The organism is Cupriavidus sp. L7L (assembly GCF_004353535.1).
GTDB classification, from domain to species: domain Bacteria; phylum Pseudomonadota; class Gammaproteobacteria; order Burkholderiales; family Burkholderiaceae; genus Cupriavidus; species Cupriavidus oxalaticus_A.
The window spans coordinates 1-22,637 of record NZ_SMNY01000046.1; the positions used below are offsets into that span (position 1 = coordinate 1).

21 protein-coding genes are annotated in these 22,637 nt (G+C 67.1%); 7 read left to right on the plus strand and 14 right to left on the minus strand.

Annotated features, from left to right (window positions below; genetic code table 11):
- Positions 1 to 616: 616 nt before the first annotated feature.
- From E1J61_RS30760 to E1J61_RS30780, 5 genes are all read right to left on the minus strand, one after another.
- On the minus strand, positions 617 to 889 hold the full coding sequence (locus E1J61_RS30760; protein ID WP_133097657.1) for a hypothetical protein: 273 nt from the start codon (positions 887 to 889) through the stop codon (positions 617 to 619).
- A gap of 147 nt (positions 890 to 1,036) precedes the next feature.
- Positions 1,037 to 2,113, minus strand: coding sequence for a phosphotransferase (locus E1J61_RS30765; RefSeq protein ID WP_133097658.1), 1,077 nt, complete (start codon positions 2,111 to 2,113; stop codon positions 1,037 to 1,039).
- Positions 2,114 to 2,163: 50 nt separating this feature from the next.
- On the minus strand, positions 2,164 to 2,889 hold the full coding sequence (locus tag E1J61_RS30770) for a histidine phosphatase family protein (RefSeq protein WP_133097659.1): 726 nt from the start codon (positions 2,887 to 2,889) through the stop codon (positions 2,164 to 2,166).
- Positions 2,890 to 2,971: 82 nt separating this feature from the next.
- A complete protein-coding gene (locus E1J61_RS30775) occupies positions 2,972 to 3,751 on the minus strand; it encodes an oxepin-CoA hydrolase, alternative type (RefSeq protein WP_133097660.1) in 780 nt (259 codons plus the stop codon).
- A gap of 48 nt (positions 3,752 to 3,799) precedes the next feature.
- Positions 3,800 to 5,323, minus strand: a complete 1,524-nt coding sequence (locus E1J61_RS30780; protein ID WP_133097689.1) for a 3-hydroxyacyl-CoA dehydrogenase — start codon at positions 5,321 to 5,323, stop codon at positions 3,800 to 3,802.
- A gap of 187 nt (positions 5,324 to 5,510) precedes the next feature.
- Here E1J61_RS30780 and E1J61_RS30785 point away from each other — a divergent pair, with 187 nt between their 5' ends.
- On the plus strand, positions 5,511 to 6,152 hold the full coding sequence (locus tag E1J61_RS30785; RefSeq protein WP_133097661.1) for a glutathione S-transferase: 642 nt from the start codon (positions 5,511 to 5,513) through the stop codon (positions 6,150 to 6,152).
- Between the two features lie 85 nt (positions 6,153 to 6,237).
- On the opposite strand, the gene E1J61_RS30790 is transcribed toward E1J61_RS30785, so the two are convergent.
- Both E1J61_RS30790 and E1J61_RS30795 read right to left on the minus strand, forming a co-directional pair.
- Entirely contained in the window at positions 6,238 to 7,410 is a 1,173-nt protein-coding gene (locus E1J61_RS30790) for a pyridoxal phosphate-dependent aminotransferase (protein ID WP_133097662.1), read from the minus strand.
- A gap of 71 nt (positions 7,411 to 7,481) precedes the next feature.
- Entirely contained in the window at positions 7,482 to 8,051 is a 570-nt protein-coding gene (locus E1J61_RS30795; RefSeq protein WP_133097663.1) for a putative toxin-antitoxin system toxin component, PIN family, read from the minus strand.
- 49 nt (positions 8,052 to 8,100) lie between these two features.
- Between E1J61_RS30795 and yaaA the strand changes: the two genes are divergently transcribed.
- Positions 8,101 to 8,886, plus strand: coding sequence for a peroxide stress protein YaaA (gene yaaA, locus E1J61_RS30800; protein WP_133097664.1), 786 nt, complete (start codon positions 8,101 to 8,103; stop codon positions 8,884 to 8,886).
- Between the two features lie 41 nt (positions 8,887 to 8,927).
- Positions 8,928 to 10,070, plus strand: a complete 1,143-nt coding sequence (locus tag E1J61_RS30805; protein WP_133097665.1) for a M14-type cytosolic carboxypeptidase — start codon at positions 8,928 to 8,930, stop codon at positions 10,068 to 10,070.
- 92 nt (positions 10,071 to 10,162) lie between these two features.
- Here E1J61_RS30805 and E1J61_RS30810 read toward each other — a convergent pair whose 3' ends face one another.
- The 3 genes from E1J61_RS30810 to E1J61_RS30820 form a co-directional block, all read right to left on the minus strand.
- Positions 10,163 to 10,942, minus strand: a complete 780-nt coding sequence (locus E1J61_RS30810) for a BspC domain-containing protein (RefSeq protein WP_371704887.1) — start codon at positions 10,940 to 10,942, stop codon at positions 10,163 to 10,165.
- Between the two features lie 266 nt (positions 10,943 to 11,208).
- Positions 11,209 to 12,096, minus strand: coding sequence for an N-formylglutamate amidohydrolase (locus E1J61_RS30815; RefSeq protein WP_133097666.1), 888 nt, complete (start codon positions 12,094 to 12,096; stop codon positions 11,209 to 11,211).
- Positions 12,097 to 12,112: 16 nt separating this feature from the next.
- A complete protein-coding gene (locus E1J61_RS30820; protein ID WP_133097667.1) occupies positions 12,113 to 13,099 on the minus strand; it encodes a tripartite tricarboxylate transporter substrate binding protein in 987 nt (328 codons plus the stop codon).
- A 128-nt stretch (positions 13,100 to 13,227) separates the two neighbouring features.
- On the opposite strand from E1J61_RS30820, the gene E1J61_RS30825 reads away from it, so the two are divergent.
- Positions 13,228 to 14,175 carry a LysR family transcriptional regulator gene (locus E1J61_RS30825; protein ID WP_133097668.1) on the plus strand — a complete coding sequence of 316 codons (948 nt, stop codon included), beginning with the start codon at positions 13,228 to 13,230 and terminating at the stop codon, positions 14,173 to 14,175.
- Here E1J61_RS30825 and E1J61_RS30830 read toward each other — a convergent pair.
- Positions 14,172 to 15,080: a LysR family transcriptional regulator gene (locus tag E1J61_RS30830; protein ID WP_243737055.1), complete on the minus strand. Its 909-nt coding sequence runs from the start codon at positions 15,078 to 15,080 to the stop codon at positions 14,172 to 14,174. The two genes, E1J61_RS30825 and E1J61_RS30830, sit on opposite strands and share 4 nt — an antisense overlap.
- A gap of 105 nt (positions 15,081 to 15,185) precedes the next feature.
- Here E1J61_RS30830 and mdlC point away from each other — a divergent pair, with 105 nt between their 5' ends.
- From mdlC to E1J61_RS30845, 3 genes are all read left to right on the plus strand, one after another.
- On the plus strand, positions 15,186 to 16,790 hold the full coding sequence (mdlC, locus tag E1J61_RS30835; protein WP_133097670.1) for a benzoylformate decarboxylase: 1,605 nt from the start codon (positions 15,186 to 15,188) through the stop codon (positions 16,788 to 16,790).
- Positions 16,791 to 16,845: 55 nt separating this feature from the next.
- The gene (locus tag E1J61_RS30840) at positions 16,846 to 18,297 is read left to right on the plus strand and encodes an aldehyde dehydrogenase (protein ID WP_133097671.1); all 1,452 of its coding nucleotides are present in this window, start codon (positions 16,846 to 16,848) and stop codon (positions 18,295 to 18,297) included.
- A gap of 85 nt (positions 18,298 to 18,382) precedes the next feature.
- Positions 18,383 to 19,372: a tripartite tricarboxylate transporter substrate binding protein gene (locus E1J61_RS30845; RefSeq protein WP_133097672.1), complete on the plus strand. Its 990-nt coding sequence runs from the start codon at positions 18,383 to 18,385 to the stop codon at positions 19,370 to 19,372.
- Between the two features lie 256 nt (positions 19,373 to 19,628).
- Here the strand turns inward: E1J61_RS30845 and E1J61_RS30855 are convergent, their stop codons facing one another.
- The 3 genes from E1J61_RS30855 to E1J61_RS30865 are packed head-to-tail and all read right to left on the minus strand — an operon-like array spanning position 19,629 to position 22,333.
- Positions 19,629 to 20,804 carry a VWA domain-containing protein gene (locus tag E1J61_RS30855; protein ID WP_133097673.1) on the minus strand — a complete coding sequence of 392 codons (1,176 nt, stop codon included), beginning with the start codon at positions 20,802 to 20,804 and terminating at the stop codon, positions 19,629 to 19,631.
- 30 nt (positions 20,805 to 20,834) lie between these two features.
- A complete protein-coding gene (locus E1J61_RS30860) occupies positions 20,835 to 21,428 on the minus strand; it encodes a GNAT family N-acetyltransferase (RefSeq protein ID WP_133097674.1) in 594 nt (197 codons plus the stop codon).
- A gap of 14 nt (positions 21,429 to 21,442) precedes the next feature.
- On the minus strand, positions 21,443 to 22,333 hold the full coding sequence (locus tag E1J61_RS30865; protein WP_133097675.1) for a MoxR family ATPase: 891 nt from the start codon (positions 22,331 to 22,333) through the stop codon (positions 21,443 to 21,445).
- Between the last annotated feature and the right edge of the window lie 304 nt (positions 22,334 to 22,637).

The window sequence follows — 22,637 nt, forward strand, 5'->3', positions numbered from 1 at the left end:
AGATGGGAAGGTCGTTTGGGCGGGTGGGGCGGATCCGCGGAGGGAGGGGGTGGCGGTGGGGGATTAAGGGGGGCGGTTTTCAGCGTGCTATCGTGGTCGCTGTTTGTGACATGCTGTCGGCCGTTGAACCGCCTGGTTCCGCCCTCCTGGGCGGGTTACTTTTTGGCCGAGCGCCAAAAAGTAACCAAAAAACGCGTCGCCTGAGCGGCTGGCTATCAAGTTGGCGGCGTGGGTGGTTCAGGCGGTGGTGATTTCCGTTTGGGCTTCGTCGCCGTTCGAGCCTGCTAACGCCAGGTGAGTTAGGGATAGTGCCTGGCGTTAATCGACTATTGAACGATCCCCATGCAGGGCGTAGGCCGCCTGCTGCATGCCGTATCGGTGGGACGCCTTCGGCTGCGCTACGCGCGGGCCCAAGGTGGAAGGGCGGCAGGTCTCGCTCTGGCTACCGTCGCCGCCCAGCGAGCGCAGCGATGCGGGTTCGGGCCAGGACACCTCACCCGCGAGACTGAGCCGCGCGCAGCGCAGCCGTAGGCGATGATGCGATACCGCAGGTAGCAGGCGGCCTACACCCGTCCTGGGGATGGTTCAAAAGTCGGGATTCGTCAGGCACCCACACTCACTCACCTGGCGTAGCAGGCTGGAATTGCGACCACGCCTCACTGAGACCAAAATCGCCCATATAACCAGAAGCGCCAAATTGGCTCAGCCAGCCGCAGGCGACGCGCTTTTTGGTTACTTTTTGGCGCTCGGCCAAAAAGTGACCCGCCCAGCAGGGCGGAACCAGGCGGCTCAACGGCCGACAGCATGTCACAAGCAACGACAGCGGACGCCTAAACAGCCGATAGCATGTCACCATCAGCGACAGCGACGCATCAACGGCCGACAGCATGTCACCAACAGCGACAGCGACGCAGCAACGGCCGACAGCATGTCACCAACAGCGACAGCGACGCAGCAACGGCCGATAACATGTCACCATCAGCGACAACAGCGGTTCAACGGCTAGCGACCAAGATGCCCGAGCATAACTATTTCCTTACCCCCCAGCCTTCCTCGCATACTCCCACCCCATCTCCGCCATCGGCCGCGCCCGCTTACCCGCATCCGTAGCCTGCGCCGACGAAGCCGTTCCATCCACCACGCGCTTCATGATCCCCTGCAGAATCCCGGCAATACGGAACATGCTGAAGGCAAGATAGAAATTCCAGTCACCAGTGATCGCACGCCCGGTGCGCTGCTCGTACATGCGGCGATACGTCGCCTCGTCAGGAATCCCCAGCCCCGCATAGTCCAGCCCCGCAATCCCGCGGAACTGCCCCGGTGCGATATGCCAGCTCATGCAGTGGTAGCTGAAATCCGCCATCGGATGCCCCAGCGTGGACAGTTCCCAATCCAGCACCGCCAGCACGCGCGGCTCGGTGGGGTGGAACATCAGGTTGTCGAGCCGGTAGTCGCCATGCACGATCGACGTCAGGTCCGCGTCTTCCTGGGGAATATGCTGCGGCAGCCAGTCCATCAGCGCATCCATGGCCGGGATCGACTCGGTCTCCGACAGCTTGTATTGCTTGGTCCAGCGCTCGATCTGGCGCTGGAAGTAGTTGCCGGGCTTGCCGTAGTCCCCCAGCCCGATGGCGTTGTAGTCGACGGTATGCAGCGCGGCGATGACGCGATTCATCTCGTCATAGATGGCACTGCGCTCGGCATTGTCCATGCCGGGCAACGACTGGTCCCACAGCACCCGGCCGGCGACGAATTCCATGATGTAGAAGGCCCGGCCAATTACCGATTCGTCTTCGCACAGCGCGTACATGCGCGCCACCGGCACGTCGGTGCCGGCGAGGGCGGCCATCACGCGGTATTCGCGCTCGATGGCATGCGCCGACGGCAGCAGCTTGCTCTTGGGGCCGGGCTTGGCGCGCATCACATAGGTCTGGCCCGGCGTGACCAGCTTGAAGGTCGGGTTGGACTGTCCGCCCTTGAATTGCTCGACGGTCAGCGGGCCGGCAAAGCCCTCCACGTGCTGGCGCATCCAGGCTTCCAGCGCGCCGGTGTCGAAGCGTTGCTGGTCTGCCACCGGGCGCGTGCCCTCGAAGTGCGATACGTTGCTCGTCATGCTGTCTCCGTTGGTTTTCTGTTCGGGTTCGGTTGGATGGCTGGGGTGACTCAGGCGGCCGGCTGGCGTCCGCGCAAATACTGGTGCAGCAGCACTTCCATGGTGGTGTGGCGCGAGCCGCTGTGGACGGGCGTGGGCGGCGAGTAGTTGGTCATGCGGACCACCCAGTCGAGCGGGCCGTCGCCCATGTCGAGCACATTGATACAGCCCGCCGTCTGCAGCAGCGAGCCGAACAGCACGCGCCGCCCGCAGGTGATGGCCTGCGACAGGATGGCGCGGTTGGTGCCGCCGTGCAGCACCATCAGCACGGTATCCCATTCCGGGTCTTCGCGCAGGCGATCCAGCCCGGGCAGCACGCGGTCGAGAAAGGCGCCGATGGTCTCGCCGTTGAGGAAGCGCTTGTCTTCCGGCACCTCGCCTTCGAAGGCGCCGACGAAGGCGTCGCGCAGGTCGGCGTCGGCGATCGCGGACAGATCGCCGCCGCGGATCTCTTGGAATTCGGGCCAGACTTCGGGCACCACGCCGTCCATGTCGGGCAGTTCGGCCAGCACGCGCTCGGCAGTCTCCACGGTGCGCGGCAGGCCGCTGACGATGACGCGGTCGAAGCGGATGTGCTCCGCGGCAAAGGCGCGTCCGGCGGCCGTGGCCTGCATGCGGCCGGTTTCGTTGAGCGGCACCATCTCCGGCAGGGCAGGGCGCCCGGCTTCATCGAAATACGAGACGGCACCGTGCCGCATCAGGTAGATGCGGCGACGCGAGGACGGCGGCAATTCCATGCGTTGTCTCCTTGTGTTGTAGCTGGCCTGCCCGTCTGCCGCGGGATTGCCATGAAGACGGGCAGCCGCCCGTCCGGGTCCGTCAGCGGTACTGCGGCTTGCGCTTTTCAAGGAAGGCGCTGATGCCTTCGCCGCCATCCGGGTGATGCAGCGCGGCTACAAAGTTGTCGCGCTCGGCCAGCAAGTGTTCGTCGAGCGAAGCCGTGGCCGCATAGTTGATCAGGCCCTTGATGCGGCCGACCGCATGTGGCGATTGCCTGGCCAGCCCTGCGGCAAGGCGCAGCGACTCGGCCAGCGCCTCGCCCGGCGGCGTGACGCGGTTGACGAGACCGAACTGGGCCAGCCGCTCGCCGCTGACGGGCTTGCCTTCCATCATCATCTCGCTGGCGAGCTGGCGCGGCAGGGCGCGCGCCAGTTCGTACGAGCCGCCGCCGTCGGGCGTGAGGCCGACCGAGACGTAGGCCATCACGAACTTGGCGTCGCTGGCCGCGACCACGAAGTCGCACGCCAGCACCAGCGACAGGCCCGCGCCCGCGGCCGCGCCTTCCACCGCCGCGATGATCGGCTTGGGAAAGGCGTGCAGCGAGCGGATAAAGCCGTTCAGCACCTCGATGCTGGCGGCCTGCACCTCGGGCGGCTGGCTGCGGTTGCCCAGCAGCCGGTTCAGGTTGCCGCCGGCGCAGAACATGCCGTCGGCGCCGGTGAAGATCACCGCGCGGATCGTATCGTCGGCGGCGGCCGCGTCCAGCGCCGCCTTGGAGCCCGCATAAATGTCCGGGTGCAGCGCGTTGCGCGCCTCCGGGTTCGAGATGGTCAGGACCAGCGTCGAGTCGACGCGTTCGGATAGCAGTTGTGCGGGCATGGGGGCGGACTCTGGAAAACCGGGCTCTTAAAACGATAAGGAACGGGCTTACTGCTCTTCGGCCAGCAGCGACAGGCCGAGGCCGGCACGGCGCCACAGCCACGGGCTCGGGCGGTAACGCATGTCGCCGGTCAGCGCTTCCATGTTGCGCAGAGTCTCCAGCACCAGTTGCGGGCCGACCGCGTCGCCCAGGGCCAGCGGGCCCTTCGGGTAGCCGAGGCCGAGGTTCACGGCAAGGTCGATGTCCGCCGGCGTGGCGATGCGCTGCTGCGCGATATCGCTGGCGATATTGATGATGCAGCAGAGCACGCGCTGGGCAACAAAGCCGGCAGAATCGCGGATCAGCGTGACCGGCACGCCGTCGCTGCCAAAAAGGCCATGCGCGGCGTCACGCGCGGCGGCGCTGGTGGCGGGCGTGGTCATCAGCGTGCGGCGCCTGGTGGCCTCGAACGGCAGCAGCGTGTCGATGGCGACGGTGCGGGCCGGGTCCAGGCCCTGCTGCAGCGCGCTGGTGGTGGCATCCAGGCCCAGCGGCGTGACGATGATCAGCGCGTCGGCCGACGGCTTGTTGCCGCCTTCCGGGGTCACGCCCAGCGCGCCCAGCAGCTTGGTCACCATGGCGTGGCCGCGCTCGCTGTCATGGCTGACCCACACGCTCGACGGGCGCGCGCCCGGCACAGCGGCGGCCGCCGGCACCTGCTTCTGGCCATCGGCGTAGCGGTAGAAGCCGGCGCCGGCCTTGCGGCCGATCAGCCCGCCGACCGCGCGGATCGCGGTGATCGGCGACGGACGGTAGCGCGGCTCCTGGTAGAACTGGTTGTAGATCGACTCCATCACCGGGTGCGACACGTCCAGCCCGGTCAGGTCCATCAGCTCGAAGGGGCCCATGCGGAAGCCGGCCTGCTCGCGCATGATGTTGTCGATGTCGGCAAACTCGGCCACGCCTTCCTGCGCGACCTTCAGGCCTTCGATGTTCATGCCGCGGCCGGCATGGTTGACGATGAAGCCCGGCATGTCCTTGCAGCGCACCGGCGTATGGCCCATGCGGCGCGACAGCGCCATCAGCGCGTCGCCCACCGCGGGGTCGCCCGACAGGCCGTCGATGACTTCGACCACCTTCATCAGCGGCACCGGGTTGAAGAAGTGGTAGCCGGCGACGCGGCCCGGGTGCTTCGCGCCGACGGCAATCGCGGTGATCGACAGCGACGAGGTGTTAGAGGCGATGATGGCGTCCTCGCGCAGGATCGCTTCCAGCTTGGCGATCAGGTCGCGCTTGACTTCGAGCTTCTCGACAATGGCTTCCAGCACCATGTCGCAGCCGGCCAGGTCTTCCAGCGCGCCGCAGGGCTTGACGCGGGCCAGCGTGGCCTGGGCGTCGGCGGCGCTGATCTTGCCCTTGTCGGCGAGCTTGGCCAGCGTGTCCTGCAGGTACTGGCGGGCGGCGGCCACAGCTTGCGGGTTGGCGTCGTACAGGTTCACGGTCAGGCCAGCCTGGGCGGCGATCTGCGCAATGCCGCGTCCCATGGCGCCGGTGCCGACGACACCCAGCGTGTCGATGGTGAAAGTGCTCATCATTCGTCCCAAAAGTTGTGGTTAAATTAGCACGATCGTACGTTTTTTGCATCTTTCCGAACAGACCGGAAGGGCAGGCGGCGTGCGCTGATCGGCCAGGCCGGACACGGCAGGCTACGGATGGTCCACAATCCCCCTCAGACCCGTGCTCGCGCGGGCGATCATTCCAACAACGGAGAGAGACGACATGCTGAAGCTCTGCGGTTTTGCCGCCAGCAACTACTACAACAAAGTGAAGCTGGCGCTGCTGGAAAAGAACGTGCCGTTCGAAGAGGTGCTCGCCTGGATCGGCGAGACCGACCCGGCCGCTTCGCCCGCAGGCAAGGTGCCCTACATGATCACCGAATCCGGCTCGCTGTGCGAGTCGGAAGTCATCGTCGAATACCTGGAGGCGGCTTTCCCGCAGACGCCGCTGCTGCCGAAAGATCCGCTGCAGGCCGGCAAGGTGCGCGAGATCGTCACCTTCCTGGAGCTGTACCTGGAGCTGACGGCGCGCGAGCTGTATCCGGAAGCGTTCTTCGGCGGCAAGGTCAGCGACAACGTCAAGGAGCGCCAGCACAAGCTGCTGACGCGCTATATCCCGGCGTTTGCCAGGCTGGCGAAATTCTCGCCGTATATCGCGGGCGAGAGCTTCACGCTGGCCGATTGCGCGGCGGCGGTGCACCTGCCGCTGGTGTCGTCGTGCACCAAGATCATCTATGGCACGGACATGCTGGCTGACCTGCCGGTCAAGGATTACCTGAAGACGCTGTCGCAGCGCGAGTCGGTGCAGAAGGTCAATGCGGACCGGAAGGCGAATACGGAACTGATGATGAGCCGGAGCAAGTAAGCGTCGGCGCATCCTCGCGACAAAGCAAAACGCCCGCGATGACATCGTGGGCGTTTTTGTTTTGGGGGCAGGGTCCGCGGCCTGCTCAGAGCCTGGCGAGCCGTTCCAGCGCCAGCGCCAGCGTCTCTTCCTTCTTGGCAAAACAGAATCGCACCACGCCCGACTCGCGCGGCTGCGTATAGAACGCCGATACCGGAATCGCCGCCACGCCGATCTCGCGCGTCAGCCACATGGCGAAGTCCGCCTCGCTCAGGTCGGAAATGGCCGAATAATCGACGCACTGGAAGTAGGTGCCATCCGACGGCAGCAGCTTGAAGCGCGAGCTGGCCAGCCCCGCGCGGAAGAAATCGCGCTTGGCCTGGTAGAAGGCCGACAGCTGCAGGTACGGCGCCGGATCGGCCATGTAGTCGGCCAGCCCGTGCTGCACCGGCGTATTGACGGTGAACACGTTGAACTGGTGCACCTTGCGGAACTCGGCCATCAGCGCGGCCGGTGCGGCCACGTAGCCGATCTTCCAGCCGGTCACGTGATAAGTCTTGCCAAAGCTCGAGATCACGAAGCTGCGCCGCGCCAGTTCGGCATGGCGCGAGACCGATTCATGCCGCTGGCCGTCGTAGACCATGTGCTCGTAGACCTCGTCGGAGAGCAGCAGGATGTCGGTGCCGGCCAGGATCTGCGCCAGCTCGTCCATGTCGCCCGCGCGCCAGATCGTGCCGGTGGGGTTGTGCGGCGTGTTGATGAGGATCATGCGCGTGCGCGCCGTGATCGCGGCGGCGAGCTTGTCGAAGGGCACGCGGAACTCGGGCGCCTCCAGCGTGACCGGCACGGCGGTGGCGCCGGCCAGTTCGATCGCGGGCAGGTAGCTGTCGTAGCAGGGCTCGAGCACGATCACTTCGTCGCCCGGGTGCACGGCGCACAGGATCGCGGTCAGGATGCCCTGCGTGGCGCCGGCGGTGACGGTGATTTCCGACTCCCAGCTGTACTGGTGGCCGTACAGCGCGGCGATCTTGTCGGCGATGGCCTGGCGCAGGCGCGGCACGCCCGCCATCGGCGGGTACTGGTTATGACCGGCGCGCATGGCCCCTGCGACGGCATCGACGATCTTCGGGTCGCAATCGAAATCCGGGAAACCCTGGCCCAGGTTGACGGCGTTCTTCTCGATGGCCAGGGCCGACATCACGGTAAAGATGGTGGTGCCGACGCCGGGCAGGCGCGAGGGTGGCGGGGTCAGCGGGGCGAGCGTGGTGTCTGCGGACATGTTGCGGGCGTATCGATGCGGTAAGGGGAGGGCGCGCGTGCCGGACCGGCCGCGCGCGCGATCCGGCAATTCTAAAGCGGATCGGCCGTGGTGTTGGCTGTGATGTCGGCGGTGCTGGCGGCGGTGTCGACCCGCGCGGCCAGCCAGGCGCCGAAGCCCGGCGGCGTCAGCACCTCGACGCCGCTGGAGCGGCGCAGCCGGCTGCGCAGCTTGAGCACCGCCTTGTCCTTCGACACCAGGCACGCCGCGCCGGCAAAGTGGGCCAGTTCGACAAACTTCTGGTCGTCGGTGTCCTTGCAGCGGGGCAGCCTGATGGCGTCGGCCTCGTCCTGCGGCGGCAGCGGTTCGAGGCGGGCCAGGCGGTCGACGGTGGCCAGCGCGGCGTCGATATCCACCTCGAAGCGGGCAAATTGCGGATAAGCCAGCACCCGGCGCAGTTCTTCACGGCAATCGGCGCGGATCACCGGGGCGATGGCGCCGGCTTCGAGCGCGTGCCGGATCGGCTCGACATGCGGGTCGCGAAATACCAGCAGGTCGACCCAGATATTGGAGTCGAGCACCACGCAGGGTGCGCCCGCTGGCGCGGATGTGATGCCGGCGGGGCTGGCGGGATGGTCGGTTCCGGTACTGTCGAGGCGCATTCGCTACAATCTTGGCTGGTTTGTCCTTGGCTATAGCCGCGATTTTGCCATGCTCATCGTTTTGTCTCCCGCCAAGTCCCTGGACTACGAGACACCCCCGCGCATCAAGACCCATACGCTGCCGCGTTTCATCGACCGTTCCGCCACGCTGATCGAGCGCCTGCGCAAGCTCGCGCCGCAGGACGTGGGCACGCTGATGGACATCTCCGACAAGCTTGCCGTGCTCAACGTCACGCGCTATGCCGAGTGGTCGCCCGAGTTCACCGCCGCCAACAGCAAGCAGGCGGTGCTGGCCTTCAACGGCGACGTCTACGACGGTCTCGACGCGAAGACGCTGAGCGCCGAGGACCTCGGCTTCGCGCAGAAGCACCTGCGCATCCTGTCCGGCCTGTACGGCGTGCTGCGTCCGCTGGACTGGATGCAGCCCTACCGGCTGGAAATGGGGACGCGCCTCGACAACGCAGCCGGCAAGGACCTGTATGCATTCTGGGGCGACGAGGTCACGCAGACGATCAACGGCGACATGGCTGCGCTGAAGCAGGAAGGCTCGCCAGTGCTGGTCAACCTGGCCTCGGAAGAGTATTTCAAGGTGGTGCGGCCCAAGGTGCTGCAGGCACGCATCGTCACGCCGGTGTTCGAGGACTGGAAGGGCGGGCGCTACAAGATCATCTCGTTCCACGCCAAGCGCGCGCGCGGCACGATGGCGCGCTACGCGGTCACGCACCGCATCACCGAGCCGGAAAAGCTCAAGCGCTTCGCCGGGGACGGCTATGCCTTCGACGCCTCCGCTTCCGACGCCGGCCGCTGGGTGTTCCGCCGCCGCCTGGAAGACTGAACCCCGGAAGACCGAACCCTAACGAAACGAGACCGCCAGCCATGCCTTCCGCCCTGCATATTTCCTCGCATTTCGATTCGGGTGCCATCGAGGTCGAGGCGCTCGACCGTGCCGACGATATCCGCCTGCGCATCCGCGCCGATTCGCACGCCGACTTCCGGCAGTGGTTCCATTTCCGCCTGCAGGGCGCGGCGGGGCAGGCGTGCCGGATGCACTTCCTCAACGCGGGCGATTGCACTTATCCGGATGGCTGGCGCGACTACCGCGCGGTGGCCTCGTATGACCGCGCGCTCTGGTTCCGCGTGCCGACCAGCTTCGACGGCAAGGTGATGACGGTGGAGTTCACGCCGGAGCACGACAGCGTCTGGTTCGCGTATTTCGAGCCCTATCCCGACGAGCGCCACCTGTCGCTGCTGGCGAGCTGCCAGCGCTCGCCGCTGGCGCAGCTGTCGCACCTGGGCAGCACCGTCGACGGGCGCGACATGACCCGCGCCACGCTGGGCCAGCCCGGCCCCGGCAAGAAGACCATCTGGATGATCGCGCGCCAGCATCCGGGCGAGAGCATGGCCGAATGGTTTGTCGAAGGCGTGCTGCAGCGGCTGACCGGCACCGGCATCTGGGCCGGCGATCCGGTCGCGCGCAGGCTGCTCGAGCGCGCCGTGTTCCATATCGTGCCGAACATGAACCCGGATGGCTCGGCGCGCGGCAACCTGCGCACCAACGCCGCCGGCGCCAACCTGAACCGCGAATGGATGTCGCCCAGCGCGGATACCAGCCCGGAGGTCTACCACGTGCGCCGCGCCATCGAGGCCACGGGGTGCGACATGTTCTTCGATATCCACGGCGACGAGGGCCTGCCGTACAACTTCGTCGCCGGCAGCGAGATGCTGCCCGGCTTTACCGAAGCGCGCCGGCGCGAGCAGCAGCGCTTCATCGAAGCCTTCAAGCGTGCTTCGCCGGACTTCCAGGACGTGCACGGCTATGCCGCCAGCAAGTACAACGCCGACGCGCTCAAGCTCGCGTCCAAGTACATCGGCCATACCTTCGGCTGCCTGGCGCTGACGCTGGAAATGCCGTTCAAGGACAACGCCGACTTGCCCGATCCGGCGGTGGGCTGGAACGGCGCGCGCAGCGCGCTGCTGGGTACGGCGATGCTGCAGGCGATCCTGGATTACCTGGGCTGAGGCGGTGTCTCTCTCGCACGCTGAGGGTTTGCTCCCCTCTCCCTGATGGGACTGATGGGAGAGGGGCGGGAGAGGGGAGACAACCAGCGAGCTTACTGCTTCTTCTTGGCCGTGCTGCTCGTCTTCGCCGACCCTGACGCCGCTTTCGACGAAGCCGACTTGGTCGACTTGGCCGCCGAAGACTTGCCCGACTTCGACGACGCCGTGCTCTTGCCCTTGCCCTTGCGGCTCTTGCCGGACGACGTGGCCTGGCTCGACGTGGGCACCGCAGGCGCGGCAGCGGGTTCGCTGATGGTGGCGCCGCCGGGGTCCTGCAGTTCGTACGCCAGCATCATGCCGTCGTCGTAGCCGCAGCGCACGCGCACGGGCTGCCAGTCGTCGCCGCGGCGCTTGTGCGCGGTGGCGTTGAACGTCACCACGGTACTGACCGGCACGGCCTGCTTGCCGGGCGAGAAGCGTCCGCTCCAGGGCTCGGTCGTGGCCTGCCCGGCGGCGAGCGCGCCGGTGGGGATCTTCAGGGCATCGTAGCTGGCCGAGCGCGGCACTACCCAACTGGCGTGCGCGGCGCAGTCGGCCACGTCGCTGCTGGCGTTCTCGGTCTTCATCAGCTGCTCGCGCATGCGTGCGCGGTACTCGGACAGGCTGACACGGCCGCGATCGGGCAGGGTGATGGTCTTGGTGGGCGGGGTGGAGGAAGCGGCAGGAGCGGGGGCGGCCCGGGCAGGAGCGGCCGTCGGGGCGGCGGCAGGGGTCTGCGCGGCGGCCTCGTCGGCCGGCATGTTGGCGCAGCCCGCCAGCCCGATCGCACCGGCCACCGCGGCAGCCACCATGCGGAGCCGGCTGCCGAGCAGTTCGGAAATTCGTCGGATCACAGTGTTTGCGGTGTTCGCGTTCTGGGATTGGCTTGCCGGCGCAGGGGCCGGCAGGCCGGGTAGCTTCGCAAAGGAATGCCATGATAGAGGAAACCTATCCGGCAAAGTTCCTAAATCTTGTTACCTATTCTTCTAACGCAATGACGACGCGCAGGAAGGGGCCTGCTTTCTAGCAGATATTTCCCACGCTGCACAACTGCGGGGAACCCGCACAGCCGGTCCGCGGTGATCCCGCGCGGCCCGGCCGTGGTGCGTTGGCAAACGCCTCAGGCCACGCGCGAGGGCATCGCGCGCGTAAAGCGCAGCAAATCGTCGAGCAGTGCGTTCAGGTCATGGCGCAGCTTGGCGAAGCCGGCGGTGTGGGTCAGGCCCACCTCGTCCATGTACAGCTTGCGGTTGACCTCGAGCTGCAGGCTGTGGCGACCGGCCTGCGGCTGGCCGACCACGCGCACGATTTCCACGCCCTTGTATGGGTGGTTGCGCCAGACCTCGTAGCCCATGTCCTTGAGCACGCCTTCGATGCGGTCGGTGAAGCGCTTGTCGCAGGTGGTGCCGTCACGGTCGCCGACGACAAAGTCGGGATGCTCCAGGCCGGGGAACTCGGTCGCGTATGGCGCGGCGTGGCTCGGCATCGAATGGCAGTTGATGTGCCAGGCGCTGCCGTGGCTGGTGACGGCGTGATCGGCCAGTTTCTGCAGCTGCGCGTAGTAGGGCAGGTAGCAGCGGTTGATGCGGGACTGCACTTCTTCGACGCCGAGCTTGCGGTCGTAGATCGCCTCGCCGCTGTCGAGCACGCGCCAGACCAGGCCCTTGCCAAGCCGGGTCTTGGAGGTTTCCTGCTTCGCGCCGGGCCAGGGGGCGTCGAGCAGGGCTTCGTCGATTTCCTCCAGCGCGCGGTTGGCGTCGAGGTAGCTGCGCGGGAAGCCCGCGCACAAGAGCGGGATGCCGCGCGCCGGCGCGCCGGCGTAGAGCTCATCGACGAAGGTGTCCTCGGCCTGCCGCAGCAGCTGCAGCGGCAGGGCGGGATCGGGGCGGAAGTCCGTCGGGTAGGTGGTCGCGCTGTGCGGCGAATCCAGGAACAGCGGGGCGGGCTCCCCCTCCGGCTGGTACAGGAAGTACGGACTATCCGCGGTGGTTCGGTCGGTATCGGTCATGGTGCTGCGCCAGTGGTCAGTCGAGCGAGATCTTGGCAGCCGCGGCCACGCGCTTGTTCTTGGCCACTTCGCTCCTGATCTGCGCGGCGAAGTGAGCCGGGGTGTCGCCCACCGGGGTCGCGCCCAGTTTTTCCAGCTTGGCCTTGACTTCCGGCGTTGCCAGCACCTTGACGGCGGCGGCATGCAGCTTGTTCTGGATGTCGGCCGGCAGGTTGGCCGGCGCGATCAGGCCGAACCACGCGGCGTCGTTGACCTCGCCCAGGCCCAGCTCGGCGAAGGTCGGCACGTTCGGCAGCGCCGCCACGCGCTTGGGCGCGGCCACGGCCAGCGCGCGCAGCTTGCCGCCTTCGATGAACGGCAGCGACGACGGCAGGTTGTCGAACAGCACCTGCACCTGGCCGGCCAGCGCGTCGTTCAGCGCCGGGCCCACGCCCTTGTACGGCACGTGCAGCAGTTCGGTCTTGCTGCTCATCTTGAACAGTTCCCCCATCATGTGCGAGACGCTGCCGTTGCCGGCCGAGCCATAGGCCAGCTTGTTCGGCTGCGATTGCGCCAGCGCGATGAAGGACTTCATGTCGGTGGCCTTGACCGCCGGGTTGATGCTCATCACGTTCGGCACCGAGGCCAGGTTGGTGATGGTGGTGAAGTCCTTGGTTGCATCGTAGGACAGGCGCGGGTAGACCGCAGGGTTGATGCCGTGGGTCGAGGCCGTGGCAATGCCCAGCGTGTAGCCGTCGGGCGCCGCCTTCGACAGGAAGGTGGTGCCGATGCTGCCGCCGGCGCCGCCGCGGTTGTCGACCACCACGGCCTGGCCCAGTTGCTGGCCGAGCTTGTCGGCAACGATGCGCGCGACGATATCGGTGGTGCCGCCGGCGGGGAAGGGCACGACCAGCGTGATCGGCTTGGTCGGGTAGCCGGACTGGGCGGCGGCGCTGAACGACAGGCCGGTGGCGAGGGCGGCCGAGGTGGCGGCCAGGACGCGGAGGAGGTGGCGACGTTGCATGATGTGTGGGGAAAGGTATCGAGAAAGAGACAAAGGCGTTTTCACGATTCTGCTCGTCCAGGCAGGACCCTCGCAAACGAAATAAAATCCCTAGCTCATTCCATTTGGTCGTGAAGTAGAGGTGAATTATGCGACGCATGTGTCCGTCGCTGACCGAGTTGCAGGCCTTCGAGGCCGCGGCCCGGCACAACAGTTTCACTGTCGCCGCACGCGAACTGCATGTGACGCAGGGGGCGGTCAGCAAGCAGGTGCGCAGCCTGGAGGCTTACCTTGGCGTGGAGCTGTTCGAGCGCGTGCGTCAGCGCCTGGTGCTGACCACGGCGGGAGAGCGCTACCTGGAGCGCATCGGGCCAAGCCTCAACGAACTGGAGGCCGCCACCGTCGAACTGATGGCGCGCCAGGGCCGCGGCGGCGTGTTGCATATCGCAAGCATGCCGACATTGGGCGCGAAGTGGCTGATCCCGCGCCTGCCGCAGTTCTTTGCGCGGCATCCGGAGGTAACGCTGGAATTCGTGCCGCATGCGCAGGGCTACGATTTTTCCGAGCCGGATCTGGATGCGGCGATCCGCTTCGGCGATGGCGTCTGGCCAGGCAGCCTGGCTGACTACATGACCGGACGCGAAGTGCTACCGGTATGCCGGCCGGGCCTGCTGGCACAGGAACCGCACGGCGTCGCGCGCACGCCGGCCGCCTTGCTGCACTATCCGCTGCTGCACCACACCACCGTGCCCGAGGCCTGGCCCGACTGGTTCGCCACGCTCGGCGTAACCACGCGGCAGGCATGGAGCGGCGCGCGTTTCGACCAGTTCTCGTTGCTGACGCAGGCCGCGCTGTCGGGGCTGGGCATTGCGCTGATCCCGCGCTGCCTGATCGAACAGGAACTCGCCAGCGGGGCGCTGGTGGTCGCGCATCCGGCGCAGGTGCTAGCAAAGAAAGGCTATTACCTGTGCTATCCGGAGCAGAAACAGCACCTGCCGGCGCTGCAGATTTTCCGCAAGTGGGTGATGGAGGGTGCAGATGTGCCGGCCGCCGGATCACGGGCCGCCTCGTCCGGGCAAGCGGGTCCGGCGCGCTAGGCTTGCGTTGCAGTCAGGTTACGCAGTTGCTCCAGCAGCCTGACTGCCGGCGCTGGCAGGATGCCGTGCCGGCGCCGGTAGACGGTCAGCCGGCGCGGCGCGCTGGCGCCGGGTATCGGCAGCGTGTGGATCAGCCCGGCCTTCTGCTCGGCCTGGTACATCGGCTCGGCAATCCAGCTGAGGAAGCCGGCGCGCGCGACCAGGCTCTTGAGCGCGATGATCGAGCGCGTTTCGGCAACGATCTCGGGCGGCGCCAGTTCATGCCGCGCGAACAGACGCAGCAGTTCCTCGAACGGCGCGGTGCCGCGCGGCGGCATCACCCAGTGGCAGCCCCGCGTATCGGCCAGCTTCAGGCCGCGCTTGCCCATCAGCGGATGGCCGGTTGCGGCCACCACGTAGCTGGTATCGCTCCAGCCAACATCGCTGACGGCGCAGATCTCGTCGTTTTCCGGCAGGGCAATGCCGATGGCCAGGTCGATCTCGCGCTTGGCCAGCGCATCGGCGAGGAAATCGCCCACTCCTTCGATGATGCGCAGCCGCAGATTGGGCCAGCGCGCCAGCACGGCCTCGATGGCCTGCGGCAGCACGCCGCTGACCACGCTGGCGACGGCGCCGACACGGATGGTGCCGCTGGCCAGCCCGCGCAGCGCGCGGACGGCCTCGATGGCGTGGTCGGCTTCGTGGCGCAGCAGGGTGGCGTGGGGCAGCAGCGCCTCGCCGTAGGCGGTCAGCACCATGCCGGTGGAATAACGTTCGAACAGCGGGGCACCCAGTTGGGCTTCCAGCCGCTGGATGGTACGGCTTAGCGCCGGCTGGGTCAGGTTCAGGTGGGCCGCGGCGCGCCCCAGGCTGCGGTGCTCGCAGACAGCAAGGAAGGCCTGGATTTGGCGCAGATCGAGGGTCATGCAAAATGGTAATGACTTTGCCCGGAATTGGCAATTTTCAGGCAAGGGCAGCGTGTCCATACTGTAGCGCAAGTCAACCCATCCCAGCCCTAGGAACCGACCGCCATGGCGCCTATCGCCCCTTCCAGCCCACCCCAGCTGCCTGTCACTGTCCGCGGCGCCGTCCTGGACCTGCTCCGGGCCTTTGGCATGACTTCGGTGTTCGGCAATCCCGGCTCGACCGAACTGCCGCTATTCCTGGATTTCCCTGCTGATTTTCGTTACGTGCTGGGCCTGCAGGAGTCGGCCGTGGTCGGCATGGCCGACGGCTACGCCCAGGCCACGCGCAACGCCGCCTTCGTCAACCTGCACTCGGCCGCCGGCGTCGGGCATGCCATGGGCAGCATCTTCACTGCCTTCAAGAACCGCACGCCGCTGGTGATCACTGCCGGCCAGCAGGCGCGCTCGATCCTGCCGTACGAACCGTTCCTCTATTCGGCGCAGGCAACGGAGCTGCCCAAGCCATACGTGAAGTGGAGCTGCGAGCCGGCACGCGCCGAAGACGTGCCGCTGGCGATTGCGCGCGGCTACTACATCGCCATGCAGCCGCCGCGCGGGCCGGTGCTGATCTCCATTCCGGCCGATGACTGGGCCCGTCCCTGCGAGCCGGTACTGCCGCGCACGGTCAGCACCGAGATCGGGGCCCAGCCCGCGCTGCTCGCGCAGATCGGCGACGCGCTCGACGCCAGCCGCCGTCCCGCTTTGGTGGTCGGCGCGGCCGTCGATCGTGACGGCGCCTGGGATGACGTCGTGCGGCTGGCCGAGCGGCACCAGGCTTCGGTGTGGGTCGCGCCGATGTCGGGGCGCTGCGGCTTTCCCGAAGACCATCCGCTGTTTGCCGGATTCCTGCCGGCCATGCGCGAGAAGATCGTCGCGCTGCTGGCCGGGCATGACCTGATCTTTGCCGTGGGCGCACCCGCGTTCACCTATCACGTGGAGGGCTTCGGCCCGCACGTGCCGCCGGGCGCGCAGCTGGTCCAGCTGACCGAGGACGCCAGTGCCGCAGCCTGGGCACCGGCGGGCACGAGCGCGGTCGGCAGCATCCGCCAGGGTGTGGCCGGCCTGCTGGCCCGTCCCGCCCCGCCGCGCCGCGAAGCCCCGCCGCCAAGGCAGCCCGCGCCGCGCGCGCAGCCGGGCGCGCCGATGAGCGTGGCCTACGTGCTGCAGACCCTGGCCGAGCTGCGCGATCCGGAGTCGATCATCGTCGAGGAAGCGCCGAGCGCGCGCCCGGTGATGCATCGCTACCTGCCGATCGTGCGCAGCGAGACCTTCTACACGATGTGCAGCGGCGGCCTGGGCTTCGGGCTGCCGGCGGCTGTTGGCGTGGCATTGGGCAAGCCAGGGCGCAAGGTGATCGGCCTGGTCGGCGACGGGTCCAGCATGTACGCGATCCAGGCGTTGTGGAGCGCCGCGCAGCTGAAACTGCCGATCACGTTCATCGTGCTGAACAACCGCCGCTACGCGGCGCTGCAGGAATTCGCGCCTACCTTCGGCTTCGGCCACGGCGATCCGCTGGTGGGCACGGCTCTGCCCGACCTCGATTTCGTGGCGCTCGCGCGCGGCCATGGCTGCGAGGCGGTGCGGATCCGCACCGCGTCAGCGCTGCCCGATGCGCTGGCCACGGCGCTGCAATCCAGCGTGCCGACCGTGGTCGAGATCGAGGTGGCCTAGCCGCTTTCCCTTTCCATGCCGCGCCGGCATGCCAGAACAACAGAGGAGACAGACCATGCAGACCATCACCATGCTGATCGGCGGCGAGCGTACGCCGGCCGCCAGCGGCGCAACCTTCGAGCGCCGCAACCCGCTGGACCAGAGCGTCGCCACGCGCGCCCCGGCCGCCGGCAAGGCGGATGCGCTGGCCGCCGTGGCGGCAGCGGCCGATGCCTTCCCGGCGTGGCGCGATACGGGCCCGGGCGATCGCCGGGCGCTGCTGATGCGCGCCGCGCAGTCGCTGGAAAGCAAGGGGGCGGCGATCGCGGCGGCGATGGCGGCGGAGACCGGCGCCTCGGCCCAGTGGGCCGGCTTCAACGTGCATCTGGGCGTCGGCATGCTGCAGGAGGCGGCCGCCCTGACCACGCACATTCATGGCGACGTGATTCCGTCTGACGTGCCGGGCAGCGTTGCCATGGCGGTGCGGCAGGGCGCGGGCGTGGTGCTTGGCATCGCGCCCTGGAACGCGCCGGTCATCCTCGGCGTGCGTGCGGTGGCGACCGCGCTTGCCTGCGGCAACACCGTGGTGCTCAAGGGCTCGGAGATCTGCCCGGCAACGCATGGCCTGATCATCGATGCGCTCGCGCAAGCTGGCTTTCCGCCGGGCGTGGTCAACTTCATCACCAATGCGCCGGCCGACGCCGCCGAGGTGGTGGAGGCCATGGTGGCCCATCCGGCGGTACGGCGCGTCAACTTCACGGGTTCGACGCGCGTGGGCCGGCTGATTGCGCAGGCCTGCGCGCGCCACCTGAAGCCGGCGGTGCTCGAACTGGGCGGCAAGGCGCCGCTGGTGGTGCTCGATGATGCCGACCTCGATGCCGCGGTCGACGCCGCCATCTTCGGCGCCTTCGCCAACTCGGGCCAGATTTGCATGTCCACCGAGCGCATCTTGGTGGATGCTGTCGTGGCGGACGACTTCGTTGCCAGGTTCGCCGCACGTGCCGCCGCGTTGCCGCTTGCCGATCCGCGCTCGGGGCCGGCGGTGCTGGGCTCGGTGGTGGACATGAGCACGGTCGAACGCTGCAACGCCATGATCGACGATGCGCTGGCCAAGGGCGCGAAGCTCGCCTGCGGCGGCAAGGCCACGGATACGCTGATGGCCGCGACCGTGCTCGATCATGTCACGCCGGAGATGGACATCTACCACGAGGAATCGTTTGGGCCAGTCAAGGCGGTCGTGCGCGTCAGTGGCGTGGAAGCGGCCATCGCCTGCGCCAATGATTCGGAGTACGGGCTTTCCGCCGCCGTGTTCGGGCGCGACATCGCGCGCGCCATGCAGGTCGCGCGGCGCATCGAGTCGGGCATCTGCCATGTCAACGGGCCCACCGTGCATGACGAAGCCCAGATGCCGTTCGGCGGTGTCAAGTCCAGCGGCTATGGCCGCTTTGGCGGCAAGGCCGGCATCGAGGCCTTCACCGAACTGCGCTGGATCACGATGCAGACCACGCCGAGGCAGTATCCGTTCTGAGCAGGACGGCCGGTGGTGGCCGGTGGTGGCCGGTGGTGGCCACTGGCCGCTCGCACATAACGAGAACATTCAGGAGACAAAGCATATGCGATTCCCTTCCCGCATTGCGCGCCCCATTGCCGTGGCAATGTGCGCGCTGGGCCTGGCCGGCAGCGCGGCTGCACAAGGCAATGCCACGCCGTGGCCCGTGAAGCCGATCCGGCTGGTGGTGAACTTCCCGGCCGGCGGCGCGGCCGACACGCTGGCCCGCGGCATTTCACCGACCCTGTCCGAAGCGCTCAAACGCCCCGTGGTGGTGGATAACCGGCCCGGCGCGAACGGCATCGTCGGCGGCGATGCCGTGGCCAAGGCACAGCCGGATGGATACACCTTCCTGCTGACCTCCGGCGGTGCGGTGGCGATCGATCCCTTCCTCTACAAGAAGATGCCCTACGACCCGCTCAGGGACCTGACGCCCGTGGCATCCGTGGCGCTGGTGCGGGTCTACCTGCTGGTGCATCCCTCGCTGCCGGTCAAGACGCTGGGCGAGTTCGTCAGCTACGTGCGCGAGCATCCGGGCAAGCTCAGCTACGGCTCGGCCGGGAACGGCAGCACGCCGCATATCGCGGCGGAAATGTTCAAGCGGTCGGGTGGGCTCGATGCCGTGCACGTGCCGTACAAGGGCGCGGCGCCGGCTTTGGGCGACCTGCTCGCGGGGCAGGTCCAGTTCATGTTCGACCCGGGGCCGGGGCTGCAATACGTTGCCAGCGGCAAGCTGCGCCTGCTCGCGGTGGCCAGCGCCCGGCGCGCACCGCAGTTCCCCGATGTGCCCACGCTGGCCGAAGCTGGCCTGCGGGATGTGGACGGCGATTCGACCTTCGGGGTCTATGCGCCTGCAGGCACGCCGCCGGCCATCCTGGAACGCATGAACCGCGAGATCAACCAGGCACTGTCCGCTGCGCCGCTACAGGAAAGCGTCAGGAAGCTGGGCGGCACGGCGGAGCCGATGAGCATCCGCGCGTACGGTGAGCGGCAGATTGCCGACCGGGCGCGCTATGGCAGGTTCATCCGGCAGGCAGGGATCACGGTGGACTGACTCGCCGCAGCCAAGGCGGGCGCCGCTGCGCGGCTCAGCGCTCGACGCCGGCAACTCCAACCAGGGCGGCCGGCTGTTCGGGCGCCAGGCCATGGTGTCGATGCCGGCCCGAGCCCGGCCGGCACCAACTGCGCCGGGGAGAACCCGGCCGACAAGAAGGCCTGCCGCGAGTGGTCTGCGCTGCTGCAGTACGAAAGCAGCGGGTGATGCCGCGCAAGGGAACAGGCCGATCGTCCCTAACGCGGCATTCACTCACTCACTTCGACAGCACCTTCATCGCCGATTCCAGCCCCGCCAGCGTGACCGGGTACATGCGCCCCTTCATCAGCTGGTTGATCACCGTGATCGACTGGCGGTACTGCCACAGGCCTTCGGGCTCGGGGTTGAGCCAGACGAAGTGCGGGAACTGCTCGGTCATGCGGTTCAGCCACACCGCGCCGGCCTCGGCGTTGTTGTACTCGACCGAGCCGCCGGGCTGCAGGATCTCGTACGGGCTCATGGTCGCGTCGCCGACGAAGATGATCTTGTAGTCGGACGTGTACTTGTGCAGCAGGTCCCACGTGGCCAGTTTCTCGGCGTGGCGGCGGCGGTTGTTCTTCCACACGTAGTCGTACAGGCAGTTGTGGAAGTAGTAGTACTCCAGGTGCTTGAACTCGGTCTTGGTGGCCGAGAACAGTTCTTCCACGCGCTTGATGTGGTCGTCCATCGAGCCGCCCACGTCCATCAGCATCAGCACCTTGACCTTGTTGTGGCGCTCGGGCCGCAGCTTGATGTCGAGCAGGCCGGCATTGGCCGCGGTCGAGTGGATAGTGTCGTCCAGGTCCAGCTCGGTGTCGGCCCCGTCGCGCGCAAAACGGCGCAGGCGGCGCAGCGCCACCTTGATGTTGCGCGTGCCCAGTTCGACCTGGTCGTCGTAGTCCTTGTAGGTGCGCGCTTCCCACACCTTGATCGCGGTGCGGTTGCCCTTGCTCGGGCCGCCGATGCGGATGCCTTCGGGGTTGTAGCCGCCGTGCCCGAACGGCGAGGTGCCGCCGGTGCCGATCCACTTGTTGCCGCCCTCGTGCTTTTCCTTCTGCTCCTCGAGCAGTTGCTTGAGGCGCTCCATCAGCTTGTCGAGGCCGCCCATGGCCTCGATCCTGGCCTTTTCCTCGGCCGACAGCTCGCGCTCCAGCGTCTTCTGCAGCCAGTCGAGCGGGATGTCGGACTTCCAGTCAACCAGGCTTTCCACACCCTTGAAGTAGGCGGCAAAGGCCTGGTCGAACTTGTCGAAGTGCTTCTCGTCCTTGACCAGCGTCATGCGCGACAGGTAGTAGAACTCGTCGATCGAGGGCGTGATGACCTGCGCCTTGAGCGCTTCCAGCATGGTCAGGTATTCCTTGACCGAGACCGGCAGCTTGGCGTGGCGCAGCGAGAAGAAGAAGTCGATCAGCATGATGCCTTGCTCAGGTGATAGGCGGCCGCTTCAGCGCGGACGGTCAAGCTGGAATTGCAGGTGTTGACGCACCGTCGGCCATTCGCTGGCGATGATCGAAAACACCACGGTATCGCGCAACGAGCCGTCCTGCATGCGCTGGTGGTTGCGCAGCACGCCGTCCTGCTTGGCGCCGAGGCGCGCAATCGCGGCGCGGCTCTGCTGGTTCATCCAGTGCGTGCGGAATTCAACGGCGATGCAGTCGAGCTGGTCGAAGGCATGGCCGAGCAGCATCAGCTTGCACTCGGTGTTCAGCGGCGTGCGCTGGACCCGGCGCGCGTACCAGGTCGAGCCGATCTCCACGCGCCGGTTGGCCGCGTCGATATTCATGTAAGTGGTCATGCCCGCCAGTTCGCCCGCGGCGTCGCGCACCGCGAACGGCAGCATCGAGCCCTGCTCCTGCAGGCCCAGGCGCCGCACGATCTCGGCTTCCATGCGCTCGGGCGCGGGCACGCTGGTGTACCAGAGCTTGTACAGCTCGCCGTCGGCGCAGGCGGCGCGCAGGCCGTCGGCATGCTCGGGTCGCAGCGGCTCCAGCGTGGCGTGCTTGCCGGCCAGGGTCACGGGTTTGGCAAAAGCGGTCATGACAGAATGCTCGCTCAGCGGTTGGCGCGGTTCATGAACACCAGGCGCTCGAACAGGTGCACGTCCTGCTCGTTCTTCAGCAGCGCGCCGTGCAGCGGCGGGATCGCGGCCTTCTTGTCGGGGCTCTTCAGCGCATCGGGCGGGATGTCCTCGGACATCAGCAGCTTGAGCCAGTCGATCAGCTCGGAGGTGGACGGTTTCTTCTTCAGGCCCGGCAGGTTGCGCATCTCGTAGAACGATTCCAGCGCGGCGGCGACCAGCTCGCGCTTGATGCCGGGGTAGTGCACGTCGACGATCTGCTGCATGGTGTCGGCGTCCGGGAACCTGATGTAGTGGAAGAAGCAGCGGCGCAGGAAGGCGTCGGGCAGTTCCTTCTCGTTGTTCGAGGTGATGATCACCAGCGGACGGTGCTTCGCCTTGACCAGTTCGCGCGTCTCGTAGACGTAGAACTCCATGCGGTCGAGTTCGCGCAGCAGGTCGTTGGGGAATTCGATGTCGGCCTTGTCGATCTCGTCGATCAGCAGCACCACTTGCTGGTCGGCCTCGAAGGCCTGCCACAGCACGCCCTTGACGATGTAGTTGCGGATGTCGTGCACGCGGTCGTCGCCGAGCTGCGAGTCGCGCAGGCGCGAGACCGCGTCGTATTCGTACAGGCCCTGCTGCGCCTTGGTGGTCGACTTGATATGCCACTGCAGCAGCGGCATGCCGAGCGCGGCGGCCACTTCCTCGGCCAGCATGGTCTTGCCGGTGCCGGGCTCGCCCTTGATCAGCAGCGGGCGCTGCAGCGTGCGCGCGGCGTTGACGGCCAGCTTGAGGTCGTCGGTGGCGACATACTGGTCACTGCCCTCGAAACGGGCCTGCTGGGCGGAAGAAGCTTGGGCGGAAGCGTTGGCGGTGTTTGACATGAGGCAACCTGGAGGTGACGGCCCTGTCTTGGTCGGTTCGGGCCGGGTTGGCGTGTTTGGCGCAGTCTCTTCGCGCTGTCACGCGCGCTTTCATTATGGGCGGTATGGTTCGTCCGGGCCTGCCATCGAGCGTCTGCGAACGGTCGTGCGCTTTCCCGGAGTGGGCCAGTATAAAAGACCTTTGTGGTTCGTGTTGGGCGGGCCTGACAGGCGGCCTGCAACGAGGGGCGGTTGCTGGACTGCCAGGTGCCGCCTGCTGTACAATGCGCCGGTTTGACGCGCCCCCACGTCCAGTTCTCCAGTA